Annotated in this window: 25 protein-coding genes; 14 read left to right on the top strand and 11 right to left on the bottom strand. The window is 63.5% G+C overall.

The window, feature by feature from the left end:
* Window positions 1–10: 10 nt before the first annotated feature.
* On the bottom strand, window positions 11–766 hold the full coding sequence (locus HU760_RS03990; protein WP_186672772.1) for a DUF2076 domain-containing protein: 756 nt from the start codon (window positions 764–766) through the stop codon (window positions 11–13).
* 166 nt (window positions 767–932) lie between these two features.
* On the opposite strand from HU760_RS03990, the gene HU760_RS03985 reads away from it, so the two are divergent.
* Window positions 933–1,589 carry a YciC family protein gene (locus tag HU760_RS03985; RefSeq protein ID WP_186672770.1) on the top strand — a complete coding sequence of 219 codons (657 nt, stop codon included), beginning with the start codon at window positions 933–935 and terminating at the stop codon, window positions 1,587–1,589.
* A gap of 12 nt (window positions 1,590–1,601) precedes the next feature.
* On the opposite strand, the gene HU760_RS03980 is transcribed toward HU760_RS03985, so the two are convergent.
* Window positions 1,602–2,351 (bottom strand): hypothetical protein, encoded by a 750-nt coding sequence (locus HU760_RS03980; protein WP_186672768.1) that lies wholly within the window; start codon window positions 2,349–2,351, stop codon window positions 1,602–1,604.
* A 135-nt stretch (window positions 2,352–2,486) separates the two neighbouring features.
* Between HU760_RS03980 and HU760_RS03975 the strand changes: the two genes are divergently transcribed.
* The gene (locus HU760_RS03975; protein WP_186672766.1) at window positions 2,487–3,017 is read left to right on the top strand and encodes a hypothetical protein; all 531 of its coding nucleotides are present in this window, start codon (window positions 2,487–2,489) and stop codon (window positions 3,015–3,017) included.
* Window positions 3,018–3,086: 69 nt separating this feature from the next.
* On the opposite strand, the gene hrpB is transcribed toward HU760_RS03975, so the two are convergent.
* Window positions 3,087–5,615: an ATP-dependent helicase HrpB gene (gene hrpB, locus HU760_RS03970; RefSeq protein ID WP_186672758.1), complete on the bottom strand. Its 2,529-nt coding sequence runs from the start codon at window positions 5,613–5,615 to the stop codon at window positions 3,087–3,089.
* A 116-nt stretch (window positions 5,616–5,731) separates the two neighbouring features.
* Here hrpB and pmcY point away from each other — a divergent pair, with 116 nt between their 5' ends.
* Both pmcY and HU760_RS03960 read left to right on the top strand, forming a co-directional pair.
* Complete coding sequence (pmcY, locus tag HU760_RS03965) at window positions 5,732–6,151, top strand: periplasmic Zn2+ metallochaperone PmcY (RefSeq protein ID WP_186672756.1); 420 nt, start codon at window positions 5,732–5,734, stop codon at window positions 6,149–6,151.
* 22 nt (window positions 6,152–6,173) lie between these two features.
* Window positions 6,174–7,046: a cation diffusion facilitator family transporter gene (locus HU760_RS03960; RefSeq protein WP_186672754.1), complete on the top strand. Its 873-nt coding sequence runs from the start codon at window positions 6,174–6,176 to the stop codon at window positions 7,044–7,046.
* A gap of 40 nt (window positions 7,047–7,086) precedes the next feature.
* Here HU760_RS03960 and HU760_RS03955 read toward each other — a convergent pair whose 3' ends face one another.
* Entirely contained in the window at window positions 7,087–7,872 is a 786-nt protein-coding gene (locus HU760_RS03955; RefSeq protein WP_186672745.1) for a DUF6515 family protein, read from the bottom strand.
* 397 nt (window positions 7,873–8,269) lie between these two features.
* Here HU760_RS03955 and HU760_RS03950 point away from each other — a divergent pair, with 397 nt between their 5' ends.
* Complete coding sequence (locus HU760_RS03950; protein WP_003249795.1) at window positions 8,270–8,746, top strand: Lrp/AsnC family transcriptional regulator; 477 nt, start codon at window positions 8,270–8,272, stop codon at window positions 8,744–8,746.
* Window positions 8,747–8,800: 54 nt separating this feature from the next.
* A complete protein-coding gene (locus HU760_RS03945; protein WP_003249787.1) occupies window positions 8,801–9,004 on the top strand; it encodes a DUF2788 domain-containing protein in 204 nt (67 codons plus the stop codon).
* A gap of 51 nt (window positions 9,005–9,055) precedes the next feature.
* On the opposite strand, the gene HU760_RS03940 is transcribed toward HU760_RS03945, so the two are convergent.
* The 4 genes from HU760_RS03940 to HU760_RS03925 all read right to left on the bottom strand — a co-directional run bounded on the left by HU760_RS03940 (window position 9,056) and on the right by HU760_RS03925 (window position 15,116).
* Window positions 9,056–9,688: a pseudouridine synthase gene (locus HU760_RS03940; RefSeq protein ID WP_225932799.1), complete on the bottom strand. Its 633-nt coding sequence runs from the start codon at window positions 9,686–9,688 to the stop codon at window positions 9,056–9,058.
* A 6-nt stretch (window positions 9,689–9,694) separates the two neighbouring features.
* On the bottom strand, window positions 9,695–11,158 hold the full coding sequence (amn, locus tag HU760_RS03935; protein WP_186672743.1) for an AMP nucleosidase: 1,464 nt from the start codon (window positions 11,156–11,158) through the stop codon (window positions 9,695–9,697).
* A gap of 177 nt (window positions 11,159–11,335) precedes the next feature.
* Window positions 11,336–12,988: an acyl-CoA dehydrogenase family protein gene (locus HU760_RS03930; RefSeq protein WP_186672736.1), complete on the bottom strand. Its 1,653-nt coding sequence runs from the start codon at window positions 12,986–12,988 to the stop codon at window positions 11,336–11,338.
* Between the two features lie 139 nt (window positions 12,989–13,127).
* Window positions 13,128–15,116, bottom strand: a complete 1,989-nt coding sequence (locus HU760_RS03925; RefSeq protein WP_186672730.1) for a sensor histidine kinase — start codon at window positions 15,114–15,116, stop codon at window positions 13,128–13,130.
* Between the two features lie 265 nt (window positions 15,117–15,381).
* Between HU760_RS03925 and HU760_RS03920 the strand changes: the two genes are divergently transcribed.
* The 4 genes from HU760_RS03920 to HU760_RS03905 all read left to right on the top strand — a co-directional run bounded on the left by HU760_RS03920 (window position 15,382) and on the right by HU760_RS03905 (window position 18,858).
* Complete coding sequence (locus HU760_RS03920; RefSeq protein ID WP_186672728.1) at window positions 15,382–16,179, top strand: hydroxymethylpyrimidine/phosphomethylpyrimidine kinase; 798 nt, start codon at window positions 15,382–15,384, stop codon at window positions 16,177–16,179.
* 13 nt (window positions 16,180–16,192) lie between these two features.
* Complete coding sequence (gene thiE, locus HU760_RS03915; RefSeq protein ID WP_186672726.1) at window positions 16,193–16,816, top strand: thiamine phosphate synthase; 624 nt, start codon at window positions 16,193–16,195, stop codon at window positions 16,814–16,816.
* 16 nt (window positions 16,817–16,832) lie between these two features.
* Window positions 16,833–18,116, top strand: coding sequence for a glutamate-1-semialdehyde 2,1-aminomutase (hemL, locus tag HU760_RS03910; RefSeq protein ID WP_186672724.1), 1,284 nt, complete (start codon window positions 16,833–16,835; stop codon window positions 18,114–18,116).
* Between the two features lie 196 nt (window positions 18,117–18,312).
* Window positions 18,313–18,858, top strand: coding sequence for a tetratricopeptide repeat protein (locus HU760_RS03905; protein WP_186672723.1), 546 nt, complete (start codon window positions 18,313–18,315; stop codon window positions 18,856–18,858).
* Between the two features lie 3 nt (window positions 18,859–18,861).
* Here HU760_RS03905 and HU760_RS03900 read toward each other — a convergent pair whose 3' ends face one another.
* Window positions 18,862–19,188, bottom strand: coding sequence for a DUF1820 family protein (locus HU760_RS03900; RefSeq protein ID WP_170032856.1), 327 nt, complete (start codon window positions 19,186–19,188; stop codon window positions 18,862–18,864).
* 194 nt (window positions 19,189–19,382) lie between these two features.
* Here HU760_RS03900 and HU760_RS03895 point away from each other — a divergent pair, with 194 nt between their 5' ends.
* Genes HU760_RS03895 through lnt form a run of 4 tightly spaced genes read left to right on the top strand, consistent with a single transcriptional unit; the run spans window position 19,383 to window position 23,238 of the window.
* Window positions 19,383–20,381: a PhoH family protein gene (locus tag HU760_RS03895; protein ID WP_170032858.1), complete on the top strand. Its 999-nt coding sequence runs from the start codon at window positions 19,383–19,385 to the stop codon at window positions 20,379–20,381.
* Window positions 20,374–20,847 carry an rRNA maturation RNase YbeY gene (ybeY, locus tag HU760_RS03890; RefSeq protein WP_186672721.1) on the top strand — a complete coding sequence of 158 codons (474 nt, stop codon included), beginning with the start codon at window positions 20,374–20,376 and terminating at the stop codon, window positions 20,845–20,847. Before HU760_RS03895 ends, ybeY begins: the two co-directional genes overlap by 8 nt.
* Window positions 20,848–20,872: 25 nt before the next feature.
* On the top strand, window positions 20,873–21,712 hold the full coding sequence (locus tag HU760_RS03885) for a CorC family transporter (protein ID WP_114170710.1): 840 nt from the start codon (window positions 20,873–20,875) through the stop codon (window positions 21,710–21,712).
* An 8-nt stretch (window positions 21,713–21,720) separates the two neighbouring features.
* Window positions 21,721–23,238, top strand: coding sequence for an apolipoprotein N-acyltransferase (gene lnt / locus HU760_RS03880; protein ID WP_186672719.1), 1,518 nt, complete (start codon window positions 21,721–21,723; stop codon window positions 23,236–23,238).
* Window positions 23,239–23,303: 65 nt separating this feature from the next.
* Here the strand turns inward: lnt and HU760_RS03875 are convergent, their stop codons facing one another.
* Both HU760_RS03875 and HU760_RS03870 read right to left on the bottom strand, forming a co-directional pair.
* Window positions 23,304–24,065: a YdcF family protein gene (locus tag HU760_RS03875; protein ID WP_186672717.1), complete on the bottom strand. Its 762-nt coding sequence runs from the start codon at window positions 24,063–24,065 to the stop codon at window positions 23,304–23,306.
* A 135-nt stretch (window positions 24,066–24,200) separates the two neighbouring features.
* Window positions 24,201–24,515 carry a hypothetical protein gene (locus tag HU760_RS03870; RefSeq protein ID WP_186672715.1) on the bottom strand — a complete coding sequence of 105 codons (315 nt, stop codon included), beginning with the start codon at window positions 24,513–24,515 and terminating at the stop codon, window positions 24,201–24,203.
* Between the last annotated feature and the right edge of the window lie 139 nt (window positions 24,516–24,654).

The following is a 24,654-nucleotide window of genomic DNA, read 5'->3' as shown; positions in this document are numbered from 1 at the left end:
GCCAGACCTGTCAGACGTACGAATCGTCGTCCGAGAAGAACCCACCATCATCGCTACCATAATCGCTGTCGGCATAACCGCCCTGGTCACTGCCCCAACCACCATTGTCGGCAACGTGCTGCTGTGCACCCGAGTCATTCCAGCCACCGCTGTCACTGGCGGGTGCCGGCTCTTCCTTGATCACTTCGACCACTTCCTGCGGCTGCGCATCATGGTGGAACAGGCTGCTGATACCCTGCGCCAGCAACACACCGCCGGCCACGCCGGCTGCGGTCTGCATCGCCCCACCAAGGAAACTGCTGGCACCACTGCGTGCTGGCGCGGCTGCAAAACCGGGCTGCTGCATTTGCGGTTGGGAATAGCCGGGCGCCGCCGGTTCGCGCCAGCCGCCAGTCGACGACGCCGGGGCGGCAACGGCTGGTTGCGGTTGCACGGCCGGAGCTGCATTGCGTCCACCCGAACCAAAAATGCTGGAAAGAAAACCACCACCACCACTGCTTGGCGCGCTGCTGGCGCGTGCGGCCTCAGCCTGGGCACGCGCCTGCTTCAGTTCAGCTTCCAGTTGCTTGTTCTGCTCGTCGAGGCGCTTGATCGCAGCCTCCTGGACCAGAATCGCCTGGGCCATGTAATAAGGTGCCGCCGGCTGCTGGCGCAGATGCTCTTCGATGCGTGCCTGAGCCCGAGCATCACGTGGCTGGCTCGGGTCCTCGGCTTGCCTGATACGGCTGAACAGGCCGTCGATCAAGGTTTGTTCTTCAGTATTCATGGGGCGACCTCATGGGGTAGCGGGACAACGGACAGCGTCAAAGATGAGGTGTGCAGGCGGGGGATTCAATCACGGCGGCGTGAAACTTTTTTCAGCAAATGACAGCCGCGAGCCTGCTTTGGGCTAAAGTTAGCTCCCTGTTTTTACTGCCATGCGATGTTGACCGATGAATCCGCTGAGCGTCTTGCGCGACTCCCTGTACTTCTTCCGCCGCCACCTGCCGAACATCCTCCAGCTGTGCCTGCCACTGGTGGTGCTGGAAGCGTTGTTCACCCAGCTGCTGTACCGGCAGATGGGCGACCAGGCATCGCCGGCCTATGGCATGCTGGTCAGCCTGCTGTTCTACCCGCTGTACAGCGCCGCGCTGATCCTGTACCTCGATACCCGCAGCAATGGCCATGAAACACCCAAGCGCGACCTGTTCGCGCGTGCCGTGCAACTGTGGCCGCAACTCGCATTGCTGATACTGATCAGTTCGCTGCTGATCATGGCGGGCCTTGCGCTATTCATCTTCCCGGGCGTGTGGATCATGATCAATCTGGTGTTCGCCGAGTACTTGCTGGTATTGCGCGGCCGGCCAGTGGTGCAGGCGATGCGCGAAAGCGCCAGCATGACCACCGGCCATTTCATGCGCATCATGATTTGCGTGGTCGGCGTGCTGGCACCGATCTGGCTGATCGACGGGCTGCTGCTGATGGCCTTCCCCGAGCCAGCGCCAGGAGTCGAATTGGCCTTGGATAGCCTGAGCGGGTTCCTGCAGCTGTTCAGCACGGTAGTGCTGTATCGGCTGTTCATGCTGCTGGAACCCCTGCCTGACCGTTGATACGCAGCAGGCTCACCCGATTGGTGTTATCAGGAACTCGGTAGTACCCGTGATTTTGACGTTCAGATGATCGAGATAACCACCTTGCCGATCGTAACTTCTACCATCACTCGGATTGTCACCTATTTCCACAGTCTGCCCAAGGTGGTCTCGCCACCGGCAACGAAGCTGCTGTCCATCCCACGCAAGGGGTTGGAGCTTGAAGATGTTGATCGCATCAGCAGCGGTATACATACCTACATAGCCTTTATGGCTACAGGCCAGCCGGCGCCCTTTGCGGCTTGAAGTACCACCAATCAGGTAGTGCAACCGATCACTGGTTTTTGAGCGGAAATGGAATTTGAAGATACGACGGTCATCGTCATACGCTTGGCCAGGGTCGCCTTTGATCAGCCAGTCCCAACGCCCAGGGACGATGGATTCGGCATAGTCCTCCTCTACGCTGAGCACTATCGGATAGGCGACTCCTTGGTGAAGCGCATGAATGGTGCAATTGAAAATTTTCAGTGCATCGAAGGACATCGGATCATCGGTGGAGATATCGCTGAGATTCATCGTGTAGAGCCTCAAAGATGTGAATGGGACGAAAGGCAGCTGACGCCGCCTCACTCCATTCTTTTCATTGCTGCGGCCCAACATCAGCACGAAAAGGTTCCCGTTCGGTAGCCTCACATGCCGGACATCCTTCCGAACGCCACGCCCCGCCGCCTTGAATGCCACAGTTTCCTCATGTTCCTCGGCACGTGCCGTCGCCTCGGCCACCAATGGGTCATCCGGCCATGGACAGCCTCTGCGGCTTCCTGCAGTAGGAAGCACTTCAAGCTTCGGCCCGGTCCGCCGCCTTACTACTGTACCCACGCAGAGGGAGCTCACCTCCCTTATTGATGGAGAACAGTCATGAGTAACAGCATTACCCACTGGATCGCAGAAGCAAAATCTTTCGAGGCGCACATATATTGTCAGTCGGCCTGGAAATACTGGGACGACGCCCAGGCCAGGTACAAAGAAATAATGATGTTCGACTCACCAGGGAAAGATGAACCAGTCCGGCTGAGCGACGCTTCCGGGCTCGGCCTGGAGGAGGGCTGGCTGATCACCGGACGCCAAGCAGCGCCCACCACGTTCAACATCGAATACCACTCCGAGACTACGGAGCGGATCCATGTCTACATCAACGGCACGGGCACCGACAGCGACCGAAAGGTCGAGATCAGCCGCAACGGCTATCTTGGCTTGTACCAAACCAACTCATCGGTCGACCTGATAAAACTCGAGCCGCTGGAATGGGGCCCTGACACACTGCGCTGCCGCCTGCGCGACCATACAGGCCGTACCGTGAAAACGCTGTATCACATGCCTCCGGACAGTAATGTCTATCTGAATACGAACGATGGCGACATCGCGACATTCCTCATCACGCGCCGATAGCTGCCAGGCGGCATCTTCCCCCCTGACAGGTTGCCCCTGGAAAACCCCGAGGTACACGGCCATGCGATGTCAGGTACCTCTGGGTTTGGCCCGTGCCGTCGCCTCGGCGACTAGCGGGTCATCCGGCCAGTAATGCTTCGGATAACGCCCCTTCAGATCTTTCTTCACCTCGGCATAGGTCGTACGCCAGAAGTTGGCCAGGTCCTGGGTCACCTGCACCGGCCGGCGTGCCGGTGACAGCAGGTGCAGCTTGACCTGCTGGCGGCCATTGGCGATGCGTGGGGTGTCGGCCAGGCCGAACAGCTCTTGCAGGCGCACCGCGAGGATCGGCGGGTTTTCGCTGTAATCCAGGCGGATGTTCGAGCCGGACGGTACCGCCAGGTGCGCGGGGGCCTGCTCCTCCAGACGCTGCGGCAGCGGCCATGGCAACAGGTTGCGCAGCATCGACGGCAAGTCCAGTGCGGCGAAATGGCTGAGGCGCGACACCTTGCCCAGGTAGGGCTGCAACCAGTCTTCCAGGCTGGCGAGCAAGGCCTCGTCAGCCAGGTCGGGCCATTCGCTGTGGCCGTCCTTGGCCAGGTCCAGTTGACGCAGCAAGGCCACGCGCGCCTGCCATTGCCGCAGCTCGGGGGTCCAGGTCAGCAGGTTCAGGCCTTTGCGCCGGACCAGGCCAAGCAGAGCGCGAGCCCGCGCTTCTTCATCCAGGCCAGGCAGCGGTTCGCGGCTGAGCACCAGCTCGCCGACCTTGACTTGGCGCTCGGCGCGCAACACCTGCTCGCGTTCGTCCCAATCGAGGATATCGACCCGCTCGACCTGCTCAGCGAGCACGCCATCGAGCAGCGCCGGATCGAACTCGGCGGCCAGATAGATGCGTTCTTCGCGCTGGCCCTGGCGGCTGCCCAGGTCGGCGATCACCAGCCACGGGCACTTCATCAATGCATCGACTTCGGCAAACAGCGCCGCACGGCCGTTGGCCAGTCGGTATTCCGCACCGCCCTCGCGGCGCTGCTGGGCGACGCGGTCGGGGTAGGCCAGCGCCAGCAGCGCGCCCAGCCAGCGCGGGTGATCGGGGTCGGCAACCGGCGAACCTGGTTTGCCACGCAGCAGGCCACGGTACTGGCGAGCCAGTTGACGCGCACGCTGCACGCCGCCGTGGCTGCCACGGGCAGCTTTGCTTTCGCCACTGACCAGCGCCAGCCGGCTGTGCAAATCTGCACCACCGCCGCGCTGGATATCCCGCTCGCCCAGCAGCGCAGCCACATCACAGGCCATCTGTGCCAGGCCCAGATCCTGGCCGCGCAACAGCAGATGCGCGATACGCGGATGCGCCGGCAACTCGGCCATGGCCTGGCCATGTTCGCTGAGGTTGTCACGGCTGCCAGGTTTGAAGGCATTGAGCCGTGCCAGCAGGTCCTGGGCCTGGGCGAAGGCGGCCGTGGGGGGCTGGTCGAGCCAGCGCAACTGCTCGGGCGTCACACCCCAGCGCGCCAGTTGCAGGGCCAGGCCGGCCAGGTCGGCCTGCAGGATCTCGGCGCTGCCGTGTGCGGCCAGCTGGTCATGCTGGGCCTCGGACCACAGGCGATAGCACACGCCGGGCTCCAGGCGGCCAGCACGGCCAGCGCGCTGAGTGGCACTGGCGCGAGAGATGCGATGGGTGTCCAGACGAGTCATGCCGCTGCCGGGGTCGAAACGCGGTACCCGGGCCAGGCCTGCGTCGATCACCACGCGCACGCCGTCGATGGTCAGGCTGGTCTCGGCGATGTTGGTAGCCAGCACCACCTTGCGCAGGCCCTCGGGCGCCGGGTCGATGGCCGCACGCTGGGCGTCGAGATCGAGCTCGCCATGCAGCGGGCAAAGCAGGATCTCGGGGCGCTCGCCCAACGCTTCCTGCAGGCTCTGGTGCACCCGGCGGATCTCGGCCTGACCTGGCAGGAATACCAGCACACTGCCGGTCTGGTCAGCCAGTGCCTGCAACACGCTGTCGACAACCCGTGGCTCGATGAACTCACCCGGTTGGAAAGGCCGCCCCCAACGGATGTCGACAGGGTGCATGCGGCCTTCGCTGCTGACCACCGGGGCATCATCCAGCAGCCGCGAAAGGCGCTCGCCCTCCAGGGTTGCAGACATCAGCAAAACCTTCAGTGGCGGATCGTCCCGCAGCAATTCCCGGCCATTCAGGCTCAATGCCAGGGCCAGGTCGGCATCAAGGCTGCGCTCGTGAAATTCGTCGAAGATCAGCAACCCCACCCCCTCCAGCGCCGGGTCGGCCTGCAGGCGGCGGGTGAGGATGCCTTCGGTCACTACCTCGATGCGGGTTTTCGGCCCGACCTTGCTGTCCAGCCGGATGCGGTAGCCAACCGTTTCGCCGACCTTTTCGCCCAGCTCGCTGGCCAGACGCTCGGCCGCAGCTCGGGCCGCCAGGCGCCGTGGTTCGAGCATCAGAATGCTCTGCCCGGCCAGCCAGGGCTCGCTGAGCAGCGCCAACGGTACGCGGGTGGTCTTGCCGGCGCCGGGCGGCGCCTCGAGCACCGCTTCGTCACGGTTTTCCAAGGCTTGGCGCAAGGCGGGCAAGACAACATCGATTGGTAATGAAATCATGGTGGTCCTCGAACAATCCCGCGAGTATAACGGCGAACCCAGCCTGCTCTATCATGGTCTTAGCTTCAGGTGCAGGCGCTTCGCTTGCCCTGCTGAACACCTTTTCGGAGATTCACATGCGCATCCCAACCCGCGTCATCGGTAGCGCCCTCATCGTCACCTTGCTGACCCAACTGACCGCTTGCGGCACCATTCTCTACCCGGAACGTCGCGGCCAGATCGGCGGCAAGATCGACCCAGTGGTTGCCGCAATGGATGCCATCGGCATCCTGTTCTACGTGATCCCGGGGCTGATCGCCTTCGGCATCGACTTCGCCACGGGCGCCATCTATTACTCAGGCGGGCGATCCGCCCAGGTCGACCCGGTCAAGCTGCGTGAGGCCGTGAGCCCCGACGGCAAGGTCGACAACCTGAAGTTGCAAGCCATTCTCGAGAGCGAACTGGGCCAACGCCTGCCGTTGAACGACCCACGGCTGATCCAGCATCGCGGCAGCATCGAGCAACTTGCCACCCTGGACCTGATACCGTCGGCCTGAACCGCAAGGACACTGCCCAAGGATGACCACCACCCCGGCTGAACACCAGCGCCTGCTGCGCCTGGCCACGCGCGCCTCACTGGCAGTGGCCAGCATCCTGGTCCTGAGCAAGGCCGTAGCCTGGTGGCTGAGTGGCTCGGTCAGCCTGCTGGCCGGGCTGACCGACTCGGCACTGGACGCCGTTGCCTCGTTCCTCAACCTGCTCGCCGTGCACTACGCCCTGCGTCCGGCCGACGACGACCACCGTTACGGCCATGGCAAGGCCGAAGCCCTGGCCGGCATGGCGCAGGCGCTGTTCATCGGGGTCAGCGCGGTGCTGATCGGGGTGCAGGCGGTTGAACGCCTGCACACCCCGCAACCCTTGGGCGATACCGCCGTCGGTATCGGGGTAATGCTGCTGTCGCTGGTGCTGACACTCGCCCTGCTGGCTTTGCAGTACAAGGTCATCCGCCTGACCGGCTCCACGGCGGTGCGGGCCGACTCCCTGCACTACCGCTCGGACCTGTTGCTCAATGGCAGCATTCTCCTGGCGTTGCTGCTGGCACGCTTTGGCTGGCCGCAACTGGACGCACTGTTCGGCCTGGGCATTGCCGCCTACATCCTGTGGAGTGCGTTGCAGATCGCCAGGGAGAGCACAGCCATCCTGATGGACAAGGAACTGCCCGGTGATGTCGGCGAGGATATGGCCACGCTGGTGCTGGCCATACCCGGCGTGAAAGGCGTGCACGACGTGCGTACGCGGGTGTCAGGCAACCAGTGGTTCGTGCAGTTGCACCTGGAACTGCCGGGGATGTTGCCGCTGGATGAAGCGCATGGCTTGTGCGTGGAAGCCTCGAAAGTCATCCGCCAGCGCTATCCGCAGGCGGATGTGATGGTGCATGCCGACCCGGTGTGAACCTGCCGGCGATGAGGGCGGAGCAGGCAGCACATCTGGTTCAGTTGATGCTATAGCCTCGGCCACTGAAGCACGCCCTCAGCGCTCGCCGATAGTTATCGGCCACATTGGCCGGCGGCGCATACGCCGCTGTCGCCGGGTCGAACCCAGACTCACTCACCGCCCAGCGGTGGCACTGATAGCGGTCCTGTTCCTGCTGCTCCGGCCCTTGCCCATACATCGGGTAAGCCACCACATCGTAGCCACCGCTCACCGAGGGCGGCGGCGCAGCAACAGGCGGGTTGACCACAACGTATTCGCGGCTGTCGGCCAGGTACCGGTAATAGGTATCGGCCACCACGAAGAACAACACCCCACCCAACCAGACTTCCCGCGCATAGGGCGGCAGGTAATCGACCCGCACGCCGTAGGGCGGAGTCACCACGACATACCTGCCCGCTTGCGGGCGGAACCAGTAACCACCGGAGTAAAAATAATCGTCGCCACGGTAGGGCACTTTCCAGTAACGGTCCGGGAAATGATCGAGGCTGTGCCCAGGACGATACTGCGGCCCTGGGCCCCAGCCATTGCCATTGCCGTCCGGGCGCCCTTGCCAGTCGCCGCCGGGCCGTTGCCCCGGGCCGCCGGCTTCCCAGTAGCGGTGCTCGCCATGGCGACGCGGAATGTCCTGGTAGTAGCCTTGGCGTGGCGGCTGCGTCTGTTGCACTTCGTCGCGCGAGTCGAGCGCACGAGCAGGCGCCTCGCCTGGCCCTTCGGCCATGACCGCGAAGCTGATGCCCAATCCCAACACACCAACACCTGCCAACTGCCAGATGCGCGACTTCATGGTATTCCTCTCGATAGAAAAAACGGCGCAGGCAACCAGTCTACCGCGCCCATCACGCGGGCCAAGAGAAATTCCCAGGCATGAAAAAAGGGAGGCCGCAGGGCCTCCCTTCAGGAATTGTCGTCCGTGCTCGGCACTTGTGGCGCCGGCTCACCTCACACCGTCTTCTGGAAAGTGTGTAGCCCGGGGGCCTGGCGGATCCTGTTGGATGGCTGGCCGCGACCGCCCGCCTGGGGCACGTCGCCTTGGACTGATGTCCGGGCAGTGATTCTGTGGATAAAGATACCGGACAGGGTGCGACAGCGGATTGCTAAGATTGCTCAGATAAATAGCACTTGCGCAATTTTTCGCCCCGGATTGATAATTCAACGCAATCGGAACAGAAAAGGCATACCCCATGAGCAAACTTGACCGCTACGACCTGAGCATCCTCGCCGAATTGCAGCGCGATGCGCGCATTTCCAACCAGGAACTGGCCGAACGCATCGGCCTGTCGCCCTCACCATGCTCGCGCCGGGTCAAACAACTGGAAGACGATGGCTACATCTCGCGCCAGGTGGCCTTGCTCGACCGCAAGAAGCTCGGCCTGAGCCTGACCGCCTATGTGCTGATCGGCATGGACCGCCACACCCCGGAGCGCTTCGAAACCTTCGAGGCGGCCATCCGCAACCTGCCACAGGTGCTCGAATGCAGCCTGGTGACCGGAATGGACGCCGATTACCAGCTCAAGGTGGTGGTGCCGGACATGGACCACTATCAGAAGCTGCTGCTGGGCAGCCTGACCCGTATCGAAGGCGTCACCAGCGTGCGCTCGAGCTTCGTGCTCAACCAGGTGCTGGCCAGCACCGAGCTGCCATTGACCCATTTACGTTAAACGCTCACGTCAGCCGGCGTATAATCACCTGCTCAGCCTGCCTGGAGAACACTGATGGATCCCGCCGTATTCGAAGAATGGATGATGATCATCCTGGTCACCGTGCTGATCGGTTTCATGGGCTTTATCGTCTGGGATCTGGCGAAAAAGTCCAAGGCAGGCAAGTTCGGCACCTTGATCCTGTTCTTCGTGCTGGGGCTGGGGGTGTTGGCCTTTATCATCAAGAGCGTGGTGGTGGGGTTTCTCGAAGGGGTGTAGGAAGTTTCGCGGCCATTCGCGGGCACGCCGGCGAATGGCCCTTTATCCAGACTAAAGCTTGGCGGCCACTTCGCGCCAGCAGCCCTGCTCCAACCCATCCAGCGCCCAATTCCCGATCCGCACCCGCACCAGGCGCAAGGTCGGCAACCCCACCGCCGCCGTCATCCGCCGCACCTGGCGGTTACGCCCTTCGCGAATCACCAGCTCCAGCCAGCTGGTCGGCACGCTCTTGCGAAAGCGTACCGGCGGGTTGCGCGGCCATAGCTCGGGTTCTTCCAGGCGCCGTGCCTCGGCCGGCAAGCTCGGCCCATCATTCAGCGCCACGCCATCGCGCAAGCGCTGCAACTGCTCATCGCTCGGCTCCCCTTCCACCTGCACCCAATAGGTTTTGGCCAGCTTGTGCTTTGGGTCGGCGATACGCGCCTGCAGACCACCGTCGTTGGTCAGCAGCAACAAGCCTTCGCTGTCACGGTCCAGGCGCCCTGCCGGGTACACGCCGGGGATGTCGATATAATCCTTGAGCGTCGCCCGTCCGTCGCCGTCGCTGAATTGGGTCAGTACGTCGAACGGCTTGTTGAACACGATCAGGCGTGGCTCGGCTGGGGGCGCCTTGGGCTGGCGACGCAGGCCGGTGGCAGGCCGCGCCTGAGGGCGGCGCGGCTTGGAACGGGGGGGCAGTGACATGGGGCCTCAGCGGAACGGCGGCTCATCGAAACTGCGCAGTTTACGCGAGTGCAGCGAATTGAGCTCGGTACGCAGCAGGTCGAGCGCGGCAATGCCGATCTTCAGGTGCTGGCTGACCGCCCGGTTGTAGAACGCGTTGGCCGAACCCGGCAGCTTGATTTCGCTGTGCAACGGCTTGTCGGAAACACACAGCAAGGTGCCATATGGTACGCGCAAGCGGTAACCCTGGGCGGCAATAGTGCCGCTTTCCATGTCTACCGCCACAGCACGCGACAGGTTGATCAGCGGCCGCTCCTGAGCCCAGCGCAGCTCCCAGTTGCGGTCGTCGTAGGTCAGCACGGTGCCGGTGCGCAAGCGTTTCTTCAGCTGTTCGCCACGCTCGCCGGTGACCTGTGCGGCGGCTTCCTGCAAGGCCAGTTGCACTTCGGCCAGCGCCGGAATCGGGATGTTCGGCGGCACCACCCGGTCAAGGATGCCATCACGGCGCATGTAGGCGTGTGCCAGCACATAGTCGCCGATGGTCTGCGACTGCCGCAGGCCACCGCAGTGGCCGATCATCAACCAGCAGTGCGGACGCAGCACGGCCAGGTGGTCGGTGATGTTCTTGGCGTTGGACGGGCCGACGCCAATGTTGACCAGGGTTACGCCGTCGCCGTCGGCGGCGATCAGGTGGTAGGCCGGCATCTGGTAGCGGTGCCAGACCACACTGGCCACCAGAGCCTGGGTTTCACCGTGGTCCATGCCCTTTTCGATCACCACGTTGCCTGGCAGGACCATGCGCACGAAACGCGGGTCGTCACGCAACTGGTCAAGACCGTGGCTGATGAACTGGTCGACGTAGCGGTGGTAGTTGGTCAGCAGAATCCACGGCTGTACGTGGCGCCAGTCGCTACCGGTGTAGTGCACCAGGCGGCGCAGCGAGAAGTCGACCCGCGCGGCATCGAACAGCGCCAGCGGCAGGGTCTCGGCACCGCCCCAGTCGTATAGGCCGTCGGCAATATTGTCGGTAGCCGCCGACAGGTCGGTGCTGGGGAACACCCGCGCCAGCTGGGCGGCGGTGATGCCGCTGCCGGCCAGCTCGTCGCCCTGATCGACCACGTAGGGGTAAGGGATGTTCTGCTCGCTGACGCCAACCTCTACCGTCACCGTGTAGTCGTGCATCAGCGGGCGCAGCTGCTCCAGCAGATAAGCACGGAACGCAGCCGGCTGGGTGATGGTGACGCTGTACGTGCCGGCCACCTGCACCTTGGCATAGGCCCGCGTGGTGGCGGCGACTTCACCGTGGCTGTAGTAGGTCAGGCGCAGCGCAGGGTAGCGGAACAGGTCGCGCTCTTCGGCGCCCGGCTCGGTACGGTCCTTGAGGTAACGCTTGAGGGCCTGGCTGAGGGCCCCGGTAGCCTGGTCATGCAAGGCCGCCAGACGGTCGACGGCCTGCTCGGGGGTATCAACGACTACAAACGCTTGGCTCACACTGTGCTTCCTGTCTGGACATGCATGTGAACCATCTTGCCTGCCTTCTTGGCTAAATACACCCCCATTGATCGGTGTTGCATCCATTCGCGGGCACACCCGCTCCCACAGGATCTTCACTGCCCTCAAGGACGACGCAATACCTGTGGGAGCGGGCGTGCCCGCGAAGAAGCCAGCTCAGTTCGCCCAGGCTGGCGTCGCCCTGGCCACCAATGCCTCCACATTCACACCCCGCGGCAACGCCCCATACACACGCCCGCCCCCCGTCAAGCGGCTGTCGATAAACGCATCACTGACCACCGCATTGCCCGCCTCCAGCAACAGCTTGGCCTGCAGCGCCAGGGCAATATCCTCGGTCAGCTGCCGCGCGCGATACTGCATGTCGCCAGTGTCGGCAAACGCCCCCTTGAGGTTGCCGATATGCGCCGCCAGGCGCGGGTCGCCGTGCCCATCGCCCAATTCGGCGAACAACGCATCGAGCACACCCGGTTCCTTGGACAAGGCACGCAGCACATCCAGGCACTGCACGTTGCCCGAACCTTCCCAGGTCGAGTTGACCGGCGCCTCGCGGTACAGCCGTGGCAGGATGCTGTCTTCCACATAACCCGCGCCGCCCAGGCATTCGGCGGCCTCGTTGATCATGGCCGGCGCACGTTTGCAGATCCAGTACTTGCCCACCGCCGTGACCAGCCGGGCAAAATGCGCCTGCTGCGGGTCATCGAGCTGTTCCAGCGCCTGCCCCATGCGCAGGCTCAGGGCCAGCGCGGCCTCGCTTTCCAACGCCAGGTCGGCCAGCACGTTCTGCATCAACGGCTGCTCGCTCAGCAGCCGCCCGCCAACCTTGCGGTGCGCGCAATGGTGGGCCGCCTGGGTCAACGCCTGGCGCATCAGGGCGCTGGAGCCGACCATGCAGTCGAAGCGGGTCATCGCCACCATTTCGATGATGGTCGGTACCCCTCGCCCCTCTTCCCCAATCATCCACGCCAGGGCACCGCGGAACTCCACCTCGCTGGAGGCGTTGGAGTGGTTGCCCAGCTTGTTCTTCAAGCGCTGGATATAGAACTGGTTGCGGCTGTCATCCGGGCGATGGCGCGGCAGCAGGAAGCAGCTCAAGCCTTTTTCGGTCTGCGCCAGGGTAAGGAAGGCATCGCACATGGGTGCCGAACAGAACCACTTGTGCCCGACCAGCTCATAGGCCTGGCCCGGGCCCGCCGCGCCGACTGGATAGGCCCGGGTGGTGTTGGCCCGTACATCGGTGCCGCCCTGCTTCTCGGTCATGGCCATGCCCAGGGTGACCCCAGCCTTGTGGCGGTCGCCGACGTTACGCGGGTCATATTGGCAGGCGAGGATTTTCGGCAGCCAGTATTCGGCCAGTTCAGGCTGCAGACGCAGCGCCGGGACAGCGGCGAAGGTCATGGTCAGCGGGCAACCGCTGCCGGCCTCGGCCTGGCTGTGCAGGTAGGTCATCGACGCCCGGGCCACATGCGCGCCAGGGCGGGGCTCGGCCCATGGCAGTGAAGGCAGGCCGTGCTCGACGGCAGTGCGCATCAGCTCATGGTAGGCCGGGTGGAACTCGACCAGGTCGATGCGATGGCCATAGCGGTCATGGCTGCTGAATTCCGGTTTGTGCGCGTTGGCCAGGAAGCCTGCCTGCATCAGTGGGCCACCGGCCAAGGCCCCATAGGCATCGATCCGCGACTCGGCCCAGCCCGCGCCAAAACGCCGTGACCATTCCTGTAGCGGCAAGTCAAGGCGGTACAGGTTGGCACCGTCAAGGGGTGGTGGCTGGTTGGTGACTTCGTGGGTTTCGGCGTACTGGTGCAGGTTCATCGGGGGCTCCTGGATCCGGGTAGCTTGAAGCACCAGTGAAGCACTCCCGAGGGGTCAGTCAAAGTGACATTGATGACTAAACGTGTGGTGGCAGGATGTCATGGCGAACACCTGTCAGCCATGCCTGGATTCTCTGCCCTCAAAGCGAGCCCCGCGCCTGCAAAATCGTCGGGCTCATCTGCAACTGCGCCACAGCCATGTTCAAACTCAACTCGAACCGGCTCCCCAGGCCCCGCGTCGACTCATGCGCCAACCTCGCCCCCAGCAACTCGCCCATCTGCCGGCAGATTGACAAACCAATTCCCAGCCCGCCATAACGCCGGGTCATCGAGCCATCGACCTGGAAGAAGCGCTGATACAAGGTCGACTGGTCCAGGTCATCGAAACCAATGCCGCTGTCGCTGACAATGAACGTCAGCGCCAGGTCGCCCAGCCCCACCCGGCGCCCGCGCACCTGAATCAGCACCCCGCCCTGGTGGGTGAACTTCAGGCCGTTGTCCACCAGGCAACCCAGGCAGCGGGCGAGTTTCTGGCCATCGCCCAGCAAGCCATCCGGCAGGTCGGCCGGAATGTCCAGGCTCAGGTACAGGCCTTTGCCCAGAGCCTGCCCGGCATAACCAGCGCGCAAGCCATGCAGCAGCGTGCGCAGGCTGAACGGCACCGGCTGCGCGCGCAGGCGGCCGGCCTGCAGTTCGGAGAGGGTCAGAATGGCATCGACCATGTCCATCATGCCTTGGGCCGAACTCACTGCAGTGCGATGGTACTGGGCCATTTCCGCCTCCATGGGCAAGGTGTGCATCAGCTCCAGCGAGCCGATGACACCGTTCATCGGGGTGCGCAGCTCATGCGTCACGCTGGCCAGGAACTCATCTTTCAGGCGGTTGCTCCTGGCCAGTTGCAAGTTCAACTGCTCCAGCGTCCGCCCGGCATCACGCAAGGTCTGCGCCTGCTGCTCGCGCAAATTGTTGATGCGGTCGGCCAGGGCCAGCGACAGCAAGGCCACCTCCAGCGCCGAACCCAGCTGGCTGGCATACATGGTGATGAACACATTCGGCAGGTAGCCCAGCACCATCAGGGTGTTGGCCAGGCCACCGAGCAGGAATGCCGTCCAGGCGATGATGAACCAGCGCGCCACGCGCAAGCCATGCCACCAGGCGTAAAGCCCGGCGCTGAAGATGCTAACGGTGAACAAAAGTGCCAGCGCCGTGGCCATGCGCAAGGCCAAGCCATAGGGCATGGTGACGGCCAGCACCATGACCAGCGCGCCACCCAGCATCAGCGCTTGCAGCAGCCGGTCGAAACCACGGCTGATGCTGGCCAACTGCAGGAAGTGCCGGGCGAACTGGCAGCCGAACAGGCCAGCAGCACCGATGAACAGCGGCGTCGAGGCATTAGCCCACCAGGGGCTGTCAGGCCACAGGTACGCCACGCCGGCGCCATTCACCGACACCTGGTAAAAGCCGAACGAAGCGATATAGAGGATGTAGTAGAGGTAGCTGACGTCGCGCACGCTCAGGTAGATGAACAGGTTGTACACCAGCATCACCAACAGCACGCCATAGATCATTCCCAGCACGTACAGGCGCGTGGGCTGCTCCTCCAGGTAGGCCTCGGCAGACCATAGCGCCAGCGGCGCCTGCACCGAGCCCTGGCTGTGCAGGCGCAGGTAGACGGTGGTCACCTGGCCGGGCGGCAGCTGCAGCTCGAACAGGTAATTGTTCTGCCGGATCTGCCGGCTGTCGTAGGGCAAGGCGTCGCCGGTGCGCCGGGCCAGGCGGTAGCCGCCGCTGCCGTCAGGCAGGTACAGCTCGAGGTGATCCAGCGGTGGATAGGCCAGCTCCAGCAGCCATTGCCGAGGGGCTGCGCCGGGCGCGGCCAGGGGGCGCAGTTCGACCTTGAGCCAGAATACCGAGGTGGAATAACCGGCGTTCAGCACCTCTTCGCGGTGAGGGCGAAAACGCTTGGCGAACTCTGGTGCACAGACCTGGGCGATGCTGGCACTGCCGTCGACGTCTTCATAGACTTGCATGGCCTTGCCCAGCGGAAGATGCCGGGTAGCGTCATCGAAATCGACCGCTCCGGCCAGAACGGGCAGCATACCCAGAAGCACAATCAGCAAATAGCGCATACAGCCCCAGCATGGCCTGTCCGGTCGAGTCGCGGTTGCCTCCCATCCATTTGAGACGACCTGATCCGGCAGAACCCGTTTGTCGAGTTATCCGAGCACTCTAGCATAGCTTCGCAACCTGGCAATCGGCCACACCCCTGCACAAAGAAAAGGCTCTAAATCAATACTTTCAGAAAGAAACAAAAGCAAAAGACGAGCGCATGTTCAGCAAAACCCATTGGCATGACGATCCGCCCAAACAGGATTGGTGGTAAGCTCGCCGACCATGAATATCTACAGTTCCCGCCCTGTTGTCCTCTGTCTCTCCGGCCACGACCCCAGTGGCGGCGCCGGCCTGCAGGCAGACATCGAAGCCCTGATCGCCCAAGGCTGTCACGCCGCGCCCGCGGTGACTGCCCTGACCGTGCAGGATACCGTCAACGTTTCCGACTTCCGCGTGCTCGACCGCGAGTGGGTGCTGGCGCAGGCCAACGCCGTGCTGGCCGACTCCACGGTAGCCGCCGTCAAGCTGGGCATGCTCGGCTCGATCGAGATGGTCGACACCGTCGCCGAACTGCTGGCCGCGCACCCGCATCTGCCGCTGGTGTGCGACCCGGTACTGCGTGCCGGTGGTGGTGGCCGCCTGGGCAAGGACGAAGTGGGTTACGCCTTGCGCGAACGCCTGCTGCCACTGGCGACCATCGCCACGCCGAACCTGCCCGAAGCCCGCATCCTGGCCGAACTGCCCGAAGGTAGCGCCGATGAGTGTGCCGAAAAACTGTTGCCGTTCTGTAGACACCTGCTGATTACCGGCGGTCACGGTGACGAGGACGAAATTCACAACCGTCTTTACAGCCGCGACGGCCAGCACCACACCTGGACCTGCCAGCGCCTGCCAGGCAGCTACCATGGCTCGGGCTGCACCCTGGCCAGCGCCCTGGCCGGGCGCCTGGCCCTGGGCGAGCAACTGGACAGCGCCGTGCGCAGCGCCCTCGACTACACCTGGCGCACCCTGCGTGACGCCGAGCAACTGGGCAAGGGCCAGTTCGTGCCACGCCGCCTGCCGCTGGATTTCTGCTCCTGACAAGAGGCCTTCAATGAAGCTACGCGGTCTGTACGCCATCACCGATAGCCAGCTGCTCGCCGGCCGTTTCCTCTCGCATGTCGAAGCGGCACTGGATGGCGGCGTATGCCTGCTGCAGTACCGCGACAAGGGCGACGACGCGGCCCGGCGCCTGCGCGAAGCCGAAGGGCTGATGAAGCTCTGCGAGCGCTACGGCACCCAGCTGATCATTAATGACGACGCCGAACTGGCTGCGCGCCTGGGTGTCGGCGTGCACCTGGGCCAGACCGACGGCCCGTTGACCCCGGCCCGCGCCTTGCTCGGCCGCCAGGCGATTATCGGTTCCACCTGCCACGCCAACCTTGACCTGGCCGTCCAGGCCGCCCGGGAAGGCGCCAGCTACGTCGCCTTCGGCCGCTTCTTCAACTCCGTCACCAAGCCGGGTGCGCCCGCTGCCAGCATCGAGCTGCTGGAGCAGGCCCGCGCCCAGGTGAAACTGCCGATCGCGGTAATCGGCGGCATTACCCTCGACAACGCTGCCCCGCTGGTCGCCCATGGTGCCGACCTGCTGGCGGTGATCCACGGCCTGTTCGGTGCCGACAGCGCGCAGGAAGTCACCCGCCGCGCCCGCGCCTTCAACGCCTTGTTCGCATCCTGATTCGAGAGAACCTCCCATGTCCCGTTCCGAAGCCCTGTTCGCCCAAGCCCAGAAGCACATTCCCGGTGGCGTCAACTCGCCGGTCCGCGCTTTCCGGAGCGTTGGCGGCACGCCACTGTTCTTCAAGCATGCCGAAGGCGCCTACGTCGTTGACGAGGACGACAAACGCTATGTCGACTACGTTGGCTCCTGGGGCCCGATGATCCTCGGCCACGGCCATCCGGAGGTACTGGACTCGGTACGCAAGCAGCTGCAGCACGGCCTGTCCTACGGCGCGCCGACCGCCATGGAAACCGAAATGGCCGACTTGGTCTGCTCGCTGGTGCCGTCCATGGAAATGGTTCGCATGGTCAGCTCGGGCACCGAAGCCACCATGAGCGCCATCCGCCTGGCCCGTGGCTACACCGGCCGTGACGCCATCATCAAATTCGAGGGCTGCTACCACGGCCACTCCGACAGCCTGCTGGTAAAAGCCGGCTCCGGCCTGCTGACCCAGGGCGTGCCAAACTCGGCTGGCGTGCCGGCGGACTTCGCCAAGCACACCCTGACCCTGCCGTTCAACGACATCGCCGCCGTCGAGAAGACCCTGGCGGAAGTCGGCCAGACCGTGGCCTGCATCATCGTCGAGCCGGTGGCCGGCAACATGAACTGCGTCCCCCCGGCGCCCGGCTTCCTCGAAGGCCTGCGCGAGCAGTGCGACAAGCACGGCGTGGTACTGATCTTCGACGAAGTGATGACCGGTTTCCGTGTTTCCCTGGGCGGCGCCCAGGGCCACTACGGCATCAAGCCAGACCTGTCGACCTTCGGCAAGATCGTGGGTGGCGGCATGCCGGTCGGCTGCTTCGGTGGCAAGCGCGAGATCATGGGTTGCATCGCCCCGCTCGGCCCGGTCTATCAGGCCGGCACCCTGTCGGGTAACCCATTGGCCATGGCTGCCGGCCTGACCACCCTGAAGCTGATCAGCCGCCCGGGCTTCCACGCCGAACTGACCGACTACACCAGCCGCATGCTCGACGGCCTGCAACAGCGCGCCGATGCTGCTGGTGTGCCGTTCGTCACCACCCAGGCCGGCGGCATGTTCGGCCTTTACTTCAGCGGTGCCGACGACATCGTTACCTTCGACGACGTGATGGCCAGCGATGCGGAACGCTTCAAACGCTTCTTCCACCTGATGCTCGACGGTGGCGTGTACCTGGCGCCGAGCGCGTTCGAGGCGGGCTTCACCTCCATTGCCCATGGCGACAAGGAGCTGCAGATCACCCTGGATGCGGCTGAGAAGGCCTTTGCTGCGCTGAAGTAGCTATCAGTCTGACCGGGGCGCTTTCGCGGGCAAGCCCGCGAAAGCGCCGGTACAGGCAACAAATACCCATGCACAATCAGCTGACTTCCCCAACCAGACAGAAATTCGAGTAAAACTTTGTAAGGTTGGCGCTGCTTATCCCATAATGTGCCACCAGAGACATTGGCCGCAGCTTTGCAGAGGTAAGTCGATCCCCATGAACCGCACCGGCCGCGCCCTGACCCTGGGCTGCCTGTTGCTTCTTCAGCCCCTGCTGGCCCTGGCAGAGGGCGGTAACTCGTTGCTGATTCCGGCGACGGGCCGCTGCACCTTGAACGTGCAGCCTGAAGACCTGGCAAACGCCCTGAAGGCCTGCGAACAGACGGCTACGGCGGGGGATGCCCAGGCGCAATTCGAACTCGGCGAGTACTACTACTCGCAAACCCCGAAAAACTTCGACAAAGCCCTGGACTGGTTGCAGAAGGCCTCGCTGCAAGGCCATGCCGAAGCCCAGTACCGCCTGGGTGCCATGTTCTACCGCGGCGAAGGGGTCAAGGCCAACAACGTGCAGGCCTACATCCTGCTGAAGATGGCTGCGGTCAACGGCGCCGAGGATGCGCTGGACATGGCTGACGAAGTGACCGAGAAAATGCCCCGCGACGAGCTGGAACATGCCACCCAGGTGCTCGGCCAGATCTTCCGCAAATACCTGCTGGAACTGCAGAACGCCGAAGGACGCACCCCGTTCTCGCCACTCCCCTGATGGTTACTTCTCCGGCATCGGCATGGGGAACGGCATCACGTTGCCGCCACCCTTGGCTTCGCTGATCTTGGCGGTGCCCAGGCGCTCCACCTCGTCGATGCGCACGATCGAATGCAGCGGCACGAAACTGCGGATCACCCCGTCGAACTGGCTCTTGAGCTTCTCTTCGCTCGGGTCCACCACCAGCTGCGAGCGCTCGCCGAACACGAACTCCTCGATTTCCAGGAAGCCCCACAGGTCGCTCTGGTAGATCTGCTTGGCATACATCTCGAAGACCTGCCCCTGGTTGAGGAAGATCACCTTGTAAATGGCGGGTTCGCGTTTGCTCATGTTCGGCGGGATAACACATGCGTAAGAAAAGGCAGGCATCATAGCAGACAGGCTTGCCGATCTGTGTCGCCTGCCCCGGCGACGAGGCCGGAACAGGCCAGACATACCGTTGGACGTTTCAGTGCTTTCGCCACTGCCATTCAAGGGTTATTCTTGAGTTCACCTTCATTGCCGTCGAGCGGCTAAAAACGACCTTGAACGCACCCATACAACCCCATCGTTTCATCCTCGAACCCTTCGAGGCCCACCGTTTCGCCAACCTGTGCGGCCAGTTCGACGAGCACTTGCGCCTGATCGAACAGCGCCTGGCCATCGAGATCCGCAACCGCGGCAATCAGTTCGAACTGATCGGCGAACCCAAGACCACCTCTGCCGCCGAGCAACTGCTGCGCCGTCTCTATCGCGAGACCAAGGCCACCGACCTGTCGCCGGAAACCGTGCACCTGTACCTGCAGGAGTCGACCGTCGAGAACATCGACAATCCGGCAGTCAACGAGGTCAGCGTTTCGCTGCGTACGCGCAAGGGCAATATCCGCCCGCGCGGTGTCAACCAGCAGCGCTACGTCAAGGAAATCCTGGCCAACGATATCAACTTCGGCATCGGCCCGGCCGGTACCGGCAAGACCTACCTGGCGGTGGCCTGCGCCGTGGACGCGCTGGAACGTGAACAGGTGCGCCGCATCCTGCTGGTGCGCCCAGCGGTCGAGGCAGGCGAAAAACTCGGCTTCCTGCCCGGTGACCTGGCCCAGAAGATCGACCCGTACCTGCGTCCGTTGTATGACGCCCTGTACGAAATGCTCGGTTTCGAACACGTGGCCAAGCTGATCGAGCGCCAGGTGATCGAGATCGCCCCGCTGGCCTACATGCGTGGCCGCACCCTGAACAACAGCTTCATCATCCTCGACGAAAGCCAGAACACCACCCTTGAGCAGATGAAGATGTTCCTGACCCGTATCGGCTTCGGCTCCACGGCGGTCATCACCGGCGACATCACCCAGGTCGACCTGCCCCGTGGCACCAAGTCGGGCCTGGCGCACGTCATCGAGGTGCTGAAGGACGTTCCGGGGATCAGCTTCACCCACTTCCAGCCCAAGGATGTGGTTCGTCACCCACTGGTACAGCGCATTGTCGAAGCCTACGACCGTTTCGATGCCCGCCAGGCCAAACCCGAGGCACCTGGCAAAGATGCTTGAACTCGACATGCAACGGGCCACGGATGCCGCCGCCCCGGATGACACCGCCTTCCGCCAGTGGTGCGAACTGGCCCTGCGCCAGCGTAGCGCCGATTCGGAGATGACCATTCGTCTGGTCGATGAAGCCGAGGGGCGTGAGCTGAACCGCACCTACCGGCACAAGGATTACGCGACCAATGTGCTGTCGTTCCCGGCCGAAGTGCCCGATGACCTGCTCGATATCCCCTTGCTGGGCGACCTGGTGATCTGCGTACCGGTGGTCGAGCGCGAAGCGGCCGAACAAGGCAAGTCGCTCGACGCGCACTGGGCGCACCTGGTAATCCACGGCTGCCTGCATTTGCTCGGCTATGACCACATCGAGGATGAGGAAGCCGAGGAAATGGAAGGCCTGGAACGGGAATTGCTGGCGGAACTGGGTCACCCCGACCCCTACGCCGATGATGAAACCGACTCAATCACACACTGATACACGAAGGATCACGAGAACCGCCATGAGCGAAGATCGATCGAGCAACGGGCAGAAGTCCTGGCTGGGTAAACTGACCCAGGCTTTTGCCCATGAGCCGAAAAACCGCCAGGAGCTCCTCGAGCTGCTGCGCGAAGCCCATCAGAACAAACTGCTGGACAGCGAAGCACTGACCATCGTCGAAGGCGCCATCCAGGTCGCCGACCTGCAGGTGCGCGACATCATGGTGCCGCGCTCGCAGATGATCAGCATCAAGGCCAGCCAGTCGCCACGCGAATTCCTGCCGGCGGTGATCGACGCTGCGCACTCGCGCTACCCGGTGATCGGCGAAAGCCACGACGATGTGCTGGGGATCCTGCTCGCCAAGGACCTGCTGCCGCTGATCCTCAAGGAAAACGGCGACAGCTTCAACATCAAGGACCTGCTGCGCCCGGCCACCTTCGTGCCCGAGTCCAAACGCCTGAACGTGCTGCTGCGCGAATTCCGCGCCAACCACAATCACATGGCCATCGTCATCGACGAGTACGGCGGCGTAGCCGGCCTGGTCACCATCGAAGACGTGCTGGAACAGATCGTCGGCGACATCGAGGACGAACACGACGTCGAGGAAGACAGTTACATCAAGCCGCTGCCGAGCGGTGACTTCCTGGTCAAGGCACTGACCCCGATCGAGAACTTCAACGAGTTCTTTGACAGCGAATTCTCCGATGACGAGTTCGACACGGTGGGCGGCCTGGTGATGAGCGCCTTCGGCCACCTGCCCAAGCGCAACGAGACCACCGAGATCGGCCCCTACAAGTTCCGTATTCTCAACGCCGACAGCCGGCGGATACACTTGCTGCGCCTGACACCGATCACCCGTTAAGGACGAACATGCGTTGGATCACCCGCCCCGGCTGGCCCGGTAACCTGCTGGCCCTGGTGGCCGGCGCTTCCACTCTCCTGGCCCTGGCGCCATTCGACATCTGGCCGCTGGCCTTGCTGTCCATCGCCCTGCTCTACCTTGGCCTGCGCGAGCTCAGCCCGCGCCAGGCCATGTGGCGTGGCTGGTGGTTCGGCTTCGGCCTGTATGGCGCTGGTACCTGGTGGATCTACGTCAGCATGAACACCTACGGCGGCGCCTCGCCGTTGCTGGCGATTCTGCTGCTGCTGGCGTTCTTCGCCGCCCTTGCCTGGTTCTTCGCCCTGCCCACCTGGCTGTGGGCACGCTGGTTGCGGCGTAACGAAGCGCCGCTGGCCGACGCCCTGTGCTTCGCCGCCCTGTGGCTGTTGCAAGAGGCCTTCCGCGGCTGGTTCCTGACCGGTTTCCCCTGGTTGTACGCTGGCTATAGCCAGCTGGACGGCCCGCTGGCCGGCCTGGCCCCGCTGGGTGGCGTCTGGCTGATCTCCTTCACCCTGGCGCTGAGTGCCGCCCTGCTGTGCAACCTGCACCGCCTGCGTACGCGCCCCTCCTTCCTGGTCGTAGCCTGCCTGCTGTTGCTGGCGCCGTGGGCACTGGGCCTGGCACTCAAGGGCCATGCCTGGACCAAACCGGCAGGCGACCCGTTGAAGGTTGCAGCCATCCAGGGCAACGTCGAGCAGGAACTGAAATGGGACCCGGCACATATCGATGCGCAACTGGCGCTGTACCGTGACCTGAGCTTCAGCTCCCGGCCGGTGGACCTGCTGGTCTGGCCAGAAACCGCCGTACCCGTGCTCAAGGACCAGGCCCAGGGTTATATCGACGTGATGGGCCGCTTCGCCGCCGGGCGAAACTCGGCGCTGATCACCGGTGTGCCAGTGCGTGAAGTGGTGCACCACCAGCGCCGCTACTACAACGGCATCACTGTCACCGGTGAAGGCGACGGCACCTACCTCAAGCAAAAGCTGGTGCCGTTTGGCGAGTACGTACCGCTGCAGGACATGCTGCGCGGCCTGATCGAGTTCTTCAACCTGCCCATGTCGGACTTCGCTCGGGGCCCGGAGGACCAGCCACTACTGCAGGCAAAGGGCTATCAGATAGCGCCTTACATCTGCTATGAAGTGGTCTACCCCGAATTCGCCGCAGGCCTGGCAGCCCGCAGCGACCTGCTACTGACGATCAGCAACGACACCTGGTTCGGCACCTCGATCGGCCCGTTGCAACACCTGCAGATGGCGCAGATGCGTGCGCTGGAGGCCGGGCGCTGGATGATCCGCGCCACCAACAATGGTGTGACCGCGCTGATCGACCCGTTTGGCCGCATTACCACGCAGATTCCACAGTTCCAGCAGGCGGTGCTGTATGGCGAGGTGGTGCCGATGCAGCAGCTGACGCCATACCTGCAATGGCGCTCGTGGCCGCTGGCGATTGTCTGTGCATTGCTGCTGGGCTGGGCACTGCTGGCCGGGCGTATTGCCAAGACCGTCTGATGATAGCGCCTGTATCGGCCTCTCGCGGGTTTGCCCGCGAGAGGCCGATACAGGCGCTACAAGGCTCAATAGAACAGCCGATACCCTGCCAGCCCCACCCCTTCATTGAGCAACTGCCCGCTCTGCCACATCGCCCGGCTTTCCGGCAGCAACCCGGCAAACGGTCGCGCATGCTCGCGCCCAAGAAACCCGACCGGCGCCGGCACCACCACGAACCCCGCCTGCTCGAAGCTCCAGCGCGAACGCTGCATGTGCCAGGCCTGGGTCACCAGCACCACCCGGCGTATCCCCAACGGTTGCAGGACCTTGGCCGTAAAACGGGCATTTTCCCAGGTCGTGCGGCTGGCTTCCTCCCGCCACTTCACCGTCACGTCGAAATCTGCCTGCAAGCAATCGGCCATCAAGCGTGCCTCACTCGGTGGCGAGCCGTAGTGCAGCCCGCCACTGGTCAGCACCGGCAGGCCCGAGGCCTTGGCCAGCCGTGCAGCAAGGCGCATGCGCTCCAAAGCGGTGGCCGTGGGCTGGTCGCCACCGCCCCAGGCCAGGTCACCACGTTCGCGCCCCGCCCCCAGCACCACGATGGCATCTGCCCGGCTTGCCAGGCTCGCCCAGTCATTCACCGCCAGCGGCGGCTCCGTTTCCAGCACACGTGCCGTTTGCTGCATTACCAGCGGCAAGCTCATCAGCCACAGGCCTGCCAGGCCCACGGCAAAGCACAACGCGGCCAGCCGCGGACGGCGCGCGCGCAACCACCATGCCGCCAACAGCAGCAGGAACAGGATGCCCGGCGGCATCAACCATTGCTTGAGGAAGAATCGGAACGCCATCGGCCACACCTCCTGGTCAGGCGTGCAGCCTAGAAGGATCGACGCCGGCCAACAAGGTTGCAGCCGGCGCCGATCATGAGATATGCGAGTGTTGAGAACCGGCGCGCTATAGCCTGCGCCTGGCGTCCTGAACGGCTAGCGATGCGGCAGCGTCCTGGATCTCGCCGAACTGGCGGTGCGTTTCTTGTCCTTGAGCCAGATGATCTTGGCCGATGTCGGCTCCGCTTGTGGGTAACTGCCGACACAGACATTGTGGCGCTCCGGGAGGGAATCCAGGTAGGCCTTGATCAGTTCGAACTCCGCATGGCTCAGGCCACGCAACTCCAGTTCAGCAGGCATCTCGTCGCGCAATCGCACCGATGTCCTGGCAACTTCCAGTGCCAGGCCAAGGCGGTCGATCAGGCGTTCGTATAGCTCCGGTTTGATTGCGGGTAGCTGCGTCTCTCCCATCCGTTCACCTCATTGAAGATAAGAATATCTCCCCCCACACCTGAGCTTAGCGTTGTTGCGAAAAGCAGCCGTGTGCCGCGACCAGCGGGCATTAGCAACGAAGGTTTCCCACGATGCGCAGCGCTGCTGTATGCTACGG

It is taken from the genome of Pseudomonas oryzicola (genome assembly GCF_014269185.2).
Taxonomy (GTDB): domain Bacteria; phylum Pseudomonadota; class Gammaproteobacteria; order Pseudomonadales; family Pseudomonadaceae; genus Aquipseudomonas; species Aquipseudomonas oryzicola.
The sequence above is the reverse complement of the archived record's forward strand: the minus strand, read 5'-3'. Positions and strand labels throughout refer to the sequence as shown.